The organism is Pedobacter sp., assembly GCF_040513095.1.
Classification (GTDB): Bacteria; Bacteroidota; Bacteroidia; order Sphingobacteriales; family Sphingobacteriaceae; genus Pedobacter.
In genome coordinates this window covers 1-7,901 of sequence record NZ_JBEVDX010000093.1, presented here as the reverse complement: position 1 = coordinate 7,901, position 7,901 = coordinate 1, and the positions used below count along the sequence as shown (strand labels likewise).

Annotated in this window: 4 protein-coding genes; all 4 read right to left on the bottom strand. The window is 44.8% G+C overall.

Features of this window, described 5'->3' with window-relative positions; all coding sequences use genetic code 11:
- A partial coding sequence (locus ABWY16_RS11200) for a beta-galactosidase (protein WP_353904733.1) occupies positions 1 to 1,674 on the bottom strand: 1,674 nt, incomplete at its 3' end.
- Positions 1,675 to 1,807: 133 nt separating this feature from the next.
- Complete coding sequence (locus ABWY16_RS11195) at positions 1,808 to 4,024, bottom strand: alpha-N-acetylglucosaminidase (protein ID WP_353904732.1); 2,217 nt, start codon at positions 4,022 to 4,024, stop codon at positions 1,808 to 1,810.
- Positions 4,025 to 4,086: 62 nt separating this feature from the next.
- Entirely contained in the window at positions 4,087 to 5,568 is a 1,482-nt protein-coding gene (locus ABWY16_RS11190) for a RagB/SusD family nutrient uptake outer membrane protein (RefSeq protein ID WP_353904731.1), read from the bottom strand.
- A gap of 4 nt (positions 5,569 to 5,572) precedes the next feature.
- On the bottom strand, positions 5,573 to 7,901 hold a 2,329-nt coding region (locus tag ABWY16_RS11185), incomplete at its 5' end, for a SusC/RagA family TonB-linked outer membrane protein (RefSeq protein WP_353904730.1).

Below are 7,901 nucleotides of genomic sequence, written 5' to 3'. Positions count from 1 at the left end.
TTGCGAGCCTTGTTCAAGGTATATCCGCGGAGTACTCTTTGAAGCAGCCCCCTTTAGAAAAGGAGATTCGGCCTCTGCGATGATCTTTCCCTGCTGCAACTTTACTTCAGCAAGATAGGGAACGCCGGTAATTATGCCTTTGATTTCAGGACTCTCTGTAAACCAGGCATGATCCATTTCTGCCCTGCTCATCACTAGGATACGGATGAAATCGTCCCCTGAATGAAAAGAATATTCTGCTGGCTGTGTCGAACCTCCAGGTGCTGCAACAGTATTCAATAAAACCTTATTTCCGGAAATCCTGAATGCCTTTTGTGTGGTCATTCCAGTTACTTTATTCCTGAGCAAAAACTGCATCAACACCTTTTCATTGGCTTCGGCCTGTACCAGGATGGTGGTGGTATGGTTTTGTTTCAACATCCCGTACACCCGGCTGAATGCCCAATCAAGCACGACCGAAGAATTTAAGCTTACAGTATGTACCAGCGGGTAAATTTCACCGGCGGCCAGTTTTACTCTCAGGTCTGGCATAGTCGTTACATCCTTCGTACTGATCTTTGCAACCACCGGTTTAAGGCCAGGATTATCCAGAAAAATCAGATCTCCTGCAACACCCGTTCTTGCTACAATTCTTACTGCTGTATCTGCAGGTTTGAATCCATTATCCCTGATCAGGTACTGGTACTTTTCCCCGGCATCAGTGCTGTTTTCAAGTATATCCTGAAAGCTGCGGGCAAAATAAGCGGCGCGCTTAAATGTGTAATACAGCGGCCTGAGATCTCCTGCCTGCCCTACCGCAGCCCCGTAGTCATATGATGCAGCATCCTCATCATTGTTGGTATAGCCAAAGTTAGACCCACCGTAGGCCATGTAAATATTATATCCGTTTCCGCCATTGGCGATGATCTTCCATGTAGAGCGGTCATACTTTGCCTCATCGCCTTTTTTCGCACCATATTGTGTATACCACATACTCCAGTATTCGGTAGAAAACCATGGATTTGGCCTCCCAGCATCATCAAGTTTACTGTTGCCGGCTGGATCAGTAGAGTGATGTACACCACTAAAAAAGTAAGGAACTTCCATTCCCATATCCAAAGCTTTATCCTGCAAATGTTTAAAGTACTGATCAGGCATAATTGTACCCCAGCCTTTTGGATGTTCGTTTTCCAGTTGGATGAGCACCACTGCTCCGCCTTTAGTGATCTGGTGTTTCATCACGATCGGCAGTAAGTGGTCAAAAAACCTGTCTACATATGTTTCAAATACCGGATTGGATTCCCTTACACGTAAACCAGGTTTGAAACGGAGCCATATGGGATATCCTCCCTGGTCCCACTCCGCACAATAATATGGGCCAACTCTTACAATGGCGTACATTTCCAATTTCTTTACCAGCGCTAAAAAAGCATCCAGATCATGATCACCACTAAATTCAAACTTCCCTTCCAGCGGTTCATGGTAATTCCAGATCGTATAAATCTCTACACTGTTGAAACCTGCCCTTTTTAAACGCAGGAGCCTGTCCTTCCACAACTCATGCGGTACCCGGGCATATTCTATACCAGCAGACACTAAGAAAGTGCGTTTCCCATTGATCAGGAAACCTTTACTGTCAAAATCACTAAACGGCCTTGCTGCTGCGCTGGCAGGAAACATATGGTCGTTGATCACTGACGGGTCGTCGGTTAAAGCCTGACAATAAACTGACCGCGGAAAAAGCAAGGCGGCTGACAAAAGGCACAGCTGAACGGAAGCTTTCAGGCAGGTAAGCAAGAACAACTTAGGAACATTAAAAATTAAAGTCCTACTTTGCATAAGCACCTTTAATTGTCTCATTGTATTTCACATACAGCAGGGCAGCGGTATCATATGCATTCCCTTTCGGGCTTGCAGCATAGGCGTTGTCATGCAGGTTTACCCATTTCCATTCCCAGTTTTTCACCGCAGCATCAAATGCTTTGAGATCGGGTGCTTTATCAGTTTTTAAGGATTGGTCCAGCATGGTAAAGAACATCTTCCATCTTGGCTTATAGTAGCCTTTGATCAACCCTGCCCACTGGCGGTTGGAGTATTCGCGTAGTCCGCTTTCCTTATCCCCCCATAGGGTCACCAGGTCCCTTGCATTAAATTCATACAGGTTCTTTTCCGCCTCAGTAATTCCGTTTGCACGGGCTTCGGTGATCCATTTGCCCAGTAAAAAATCCTTGCGTGTATTCAGCAGCAGATCCATATCGTCCATCAGTGCTAAAAATGCTGTACTGTACTTTTTATAGGCAATTTCATCTTTATCACGAAAAGCTTTTGCCATTTTCTGCTGCAGCGGACTTGCATAATTCGCCAGTACCTGCCGGCTGACATCTACCAGATCGTATTCAAAACCATCACTTGATTTCAATTCCTTCCCTGCTTCGATAAACAAACCCCAGGCTTTTACAAGTTTCAACTGGTCGTAGTCTACATGAGTAAGCACCCTGTCTATCTTTTTTTCGAAAGTCGGACGCGCAACGATGATCGATTCATTGCCTCCTTCGGTAAGTCCGCCGCTATAAACCGTATTTAATAAAATATTCCATGCCTCATCCATTTGAGGAGTTGCCTTACCATAACGGCGCCTGGCATATCCCTTTAGCCATTCATCGGCATCCGTTGGTGTATCTTTCCATACATTTTCAAGCATCAGTTCAAACAGTGCCGGATTTTGTTCAATCCCTTCTGGCGCGAGTCCTATTCCAACCATTTGTTTAGATTCCGGATCATGCAGGGCGATTGCCGGATCTGCTGCTACATGCCGCATCCTGCCAAACATACTGATGTTGCCCCCAAAGTTCTGCAGCATATTCCAGATCCATGGTTTTCCGTAGTAAGCTTCTGTGCGGTTCCAGACAGGTTTTGCATCGCTGTAAAGGTCAAGAATAATCATCTGATCGTTCGGAACAGCATTGACCAGGGCCTTAATCTGCTGTGGCTGCCAGAACTTATTGTTGTAATGGAACATCCATCCCTGCATTACCCACACTGCTTTTGGATCAGCTGCAGTCATCGACCTGAATACCTTTTTGCTCATATCGCTCAGGTAGGTAGAATCGTTTGTCGGCGGGATATTTTCATTGAAGGTATCCGATGAATACAGGTGGTCTGTACCAAATTCCTTTGTTTGCAGGTCGATGTATTTCTTTCCGATTTCCTCAAACAGGGTATCTTCAGGATCGAGGATAAACACATCCGGAAAACCTGCATCCCAGTTGGTACGCTTCACTTTTGCAGAGGGATATTTGTCTTTAAATGCCGGCGGAACATGTCCGGTGAAGGCAGACAGCACAGGTTTCATCCCAAAGGATCTTTCCCTTGCCAGGATTTTCTTTTGCAGTTCCTTATGAGATTCCATCCAGTGCTGCGGCAGCGGGCCACCCCAGGCATCGATATTGCCCATCCATAACCAGGAGAAATAAGCAGGGCCACTGAAAAAACCTTCCAGTTCTTTGTCGGAGAAACCCATTCCACGGTATACATCACGCCAGATTGCCTCCTCGCCAGTTATAGCCAGGGGCATATTGATGCCATTCATAGCCATCCAATCGATCTCCTTCTGCCACCGCTCCCAGTCCCACCAGGCCATAGTATAATTAAAGGTGCAGTAGTTGAGGTAATATCTGTAATTGTATGGCGTATTCTTGTGCAGCTTTCCTTTGAGCACAGGCAGTACCTTCGGAACATTCAGGTTCGTGCCGTTCCAGGTGATATCACAGAAACAGTAATTCTTCAGATAATAGTTCAGTGCAGAGGCAATGGATAATCCATTGTTCCCTCTTAATATAATTTTATCTCCTTTGGATTCAATTTCAAAAACATCTTTTCCGTTTTCCTGCGGGATTTCCTCTACCAGGAAATCATTTTTCCTGTCTGGCAGCACACGTGCGATAAAGGCCGCGGATTCTGTCTGGTTAATTTGTGCAATCGCTTCTGAACCAGCGAATGTAAAAGCCAGCAGCGTTACAATCAGGTACTTCCTCATTTCTGTCATTGTTATTCAGTAATAAAATACCAGGCTCCTGCTGCCAAAAGCACAGGAGCCCGGTATATCAATTAATAATTTGGATTCTGTTTTAATATTCCACCACTTTTATCAATCTCTACCTGAGGGATTGGATAGTAATAATGCTTAGGGCGGATAAAAGTCACCGTTTTACCCTGGTCAACCGGCGCTTTCGATACCGGAAGATTATAGATTGCAGCGATATTCACCAGGTTAACCTTATCCCAGCGCATCAGGTCCTGATGTCTTTCTCCTTCACCTGCAAGCTCCACACGCCGTTCATGGATCAGTTGTGTCATGCCGGCACCAACTACTGGTGGCAATGAAGCGGAAGCACGTTTTCTCACCTGGTTGATCAGTGCATCACCTGCACCAGCACCCTGTGTACGGATTTTTGCTTCTGCAACCAGCAGGTAGATATCTGATGAGCGCATGAGCGGAACCGCATAGTTATGGTCCGGACCACTACCTTCAGTAGAACCGAAAGGATAAAATACCGCATACTTGCGGAAGGCAAAACCAGTTGAAGAAAGGTCAGAAGTAAAAGTGTCGATATTGGCATCGTCACCGATATCAATCTGATCACCTACACTCAATAAAGTAGCTGCTTTACGCGGATCATTTGCTTCAAACTCATTGGCCAGTCCCTGTAGCGGCTGACTAAACCCATAACCTCCCCATGCTCTGGGGATATAGTATATTGTGTAATCATTTGTTACCACATTCTGTAATCCCTGTACAGACATCAGGATCTCTGTACTGTTGACATTGGCGCGGCTAAAATTTTCCTGGTAAGTCGCTGCTAAAGCATAATTACTGTTTGCGATCAGTTTCTCGCCGGTAGCGATAGCTTCGGGAAGCTTTTCCCAGTACATGTACAACTTTGTGAGTAGTCCGAGCGCCGTCCCTTTACTCACCCTACCACGATCAGAAGCGCCATAACTTTCCGGCAGGTTGTCAATGGCCTTTAGCAAATCAGCTTCAATTTGTTTACGGACCTGTTCAGTAGTTGATTTAGCAACGTTAAAATTCAGGTTTGCATAGTCTTCGTCTGTAATAATGGGCACGTCTCCATAAATCAGCATCAGGCGCCAGTATCCGAAAGCTCTCATAAAGTATGCTTCTCCTAAACTGCGGGATTTGACAGCGGCACTCATCGAAGCGATTTTAGGTATACTAAGAATCACATTTGTAGAGCGGTTTACCGTTTCGTACTTGTACTTCCAGCTATAATTGACCTGTGCATTCGAGGCATCATAAGTCAGATTTTCAATAGCTTCATCTTCGGAGTGGTCGCCGGAGCGCCAGTAATCATCAGAAGCCACATCGAACGTTGTTTCTGCATGTGAAATATAATCTTCCTGCTGGAGTAAGTTATAAATTCCCGAAACGCCGTTGACTACATCAGTTTCAGTTTTAAAGTAGTTATCAGTGTTGTAAACACCTTTCTGATCCAGTTCCAGGTCTTTCTTGCAGGAAGCAGTACCGATGGCTATCAGGAGCAAAGTATATATTGTTAGTTTCGTTTTCATGGGACTATAATTTAACTGTTAAACCAAATGTGAATGCACGGACAGATGGATATTGAGCCACATCTACACCTCTTTGTACGTTGCCATTTGTATAACCAAGTTCAGGTGTGTAACCAGAGTAATTGGTGATCATAAAAACATTCTGACCGCTCACATAAAACCTCAGGTTGCTCAGGGTGGTTTTTTTAGCCAGTGTTGATGGTATGGTATAACCGATAGTCAGGTTTTTCAGGCTAAAATAGTTTCCGCTTTCTATGAACAGGTCTGAGGTACGGTAGTTATCATTTGCACGGTCAAGCGTCATTCTTGGAATGCTGTTACTTGTTCCCGGGCCAGTCCATCTGTTGATAGTTTCAGCGTAAAGATTGAATGAGTAAGTTGGGTCAATTCCCTGCATCCTGTCAGCATTATAAAGACTGAGACCGAATGAACCTGTGAAATTGGCTGCGAGATCAAAATTTTTGTAGTTCAGTGTAGTCTGCAGGCCCACTGTTGCCTTAGGATTAGGATTACCAAGATAAGTTCTGTCTTTTCCATCAATCAGTCCGTCACCATTGACATCCACAAACCTTACATCTCCAGGCTTGATCCCCGATCTGCGGCTATCATTTGATAAGGAGGGATCAGCATCTATCTCTGCCTGGGTTTGATACAGCCCTGCGGTTTTCCAGCCGTAGAACGAAGCAATAGACTGACCCTCATATGTTCTGGATATTTCCTGGCTTGAGCGACCGTAAACTGTTGAACCTATAAAAGCATTTGGGCCATAAAGTTTGGTAACTTTGTTCTTTACGAAGGAAGCATTTGCACCAACAGAATATTTCAGTTCATCCCCCCCATTGTAATTGATCTCCAGCTCTATACCGTGATTGTTCATCGTTGCGATATTGCGGTCTGGCGGAGTTAACAAACCTGCAGTACCCACCTGAACAGCAGGAATCAGCATGTCGTTGGTATTCTTATCAAAATAGGTTACCGAGGTGTTCAGTTTGTTTTTCAGAAAACCCGCTTCCAAACTTATATTTGTCATTGCAGCGCGCTCCCAGGTGATGTCCGGATTGGCAGTTTTTGTAATTGCAGCCCCGTTAGCCCCGGCACCGCCAAAAGTATAGCCATTAGTTCCATAACCGTTGCCCACAACAACTGTACTGATATACTGGAAAGGCTTTACATTCTGGTTACCCAGCTCACCCCAGCCACCTGTCAGCTTTAAATTACTGATCCAGTCGATATCTTTCATGAATTTTTCATTGGAGATTCTCCATCCCAGAGAGAAAGCCGGAAAGTAACCCCATTGGTTTCCGGGTGCAAATCTCGAAGATCCGTCAGCCCTGAAAGTGAGCGTGGCTAAAAACCTGCCGTCATAATCATAGAAGGCGCGGCCGAAAACAGACTGAAGGCCTGTAGGATCGTCAGCAGTACCTGCAGCAGTAAGCAGGGTATTTCCCTGGCTCAGAACACGCTGGGCAGTAGTTGCATTATCGTAACCTACCCTCGCCGCTGAAAAATTGCTTCCCCTGAAGTTTTGTGATGAATAACCGCCGGTGAAAGTGATATGGCTCTTCTTAATCGTTTTATCATAAGTCAGGAACAAATCCAGCAGATTCGAGTAAGTTTCAGTTTCAGATTGTGTCAGGGTAGAATTCGTAGTCTGCCTTGCCTGGTTGACATCCAGAATATTGAATTGATAACCGCGGCCTATTGTACCATCAAAACCGTAATTGGCACGGAATTTCAGATCTTTATAGATAGGTACTTCAGCAAAAACATTTGCAATAGCCCTGTACTTCCTGTTGTAAGCATCATTTTGCTGGATCGTTGCATAGGGGCTGTTGATATCTCCCAGTTGGTTGGCAAAGTCTTTGGACGAACCGTAAGTCCCGTCGTCATTTACTGTTGGTATAGCCGGATTAAAACGCAGTGCTGAGAACAGCAAGCCCGTTTGAGAACTTAAGTTGTCAAATGAATTGCTCTCACCGTAAGTCAGCTGGATGTTCTGCCCCACTTTAAGCCATGGTTTTAGTTTATGCTCAGAGTTGATCCGCGTACTGAAACGTTTAAAGTAGGCTTTATCAATAATCCCTTTTTCATCATAATATGAAGAAGAGAAATAATAGGTAGAGGCTTCATTTCCACCCTGGATACTTACATCTGCATTATTTACCTTTCCGGTTCCCAGGATGGCTTTCTGCCAGTCGGTCCGTTGTGTAGCATAATAAGGATCATTCCATGGGGCTTCAATTGCCACATTATCATTTGTATATCTTTCTCTTTTCAATGTATACAGATCAGGTGCAGTCAGCAGGTCTATATACTTTGTCGTATTGGAAATA

What these genes read in the sequence shown, in the direction of transcription:
- ABWY16_RS11190 (WP_353904731.1), bottom strand. Translation starts at nt 5,568, where the DNA reads ATGAAAACGAAACTAACAATATATACTTTGCTCCTGATAGCCATCGGT.
- ABWY16_RS11195 (WP_353904732.1), bottom strand. Translation starts at nt 4,024, where the DNA reads ATGACAGAAATGAGGAAGTACCTGATTGTAACGCTGCTGGCTTTTACA.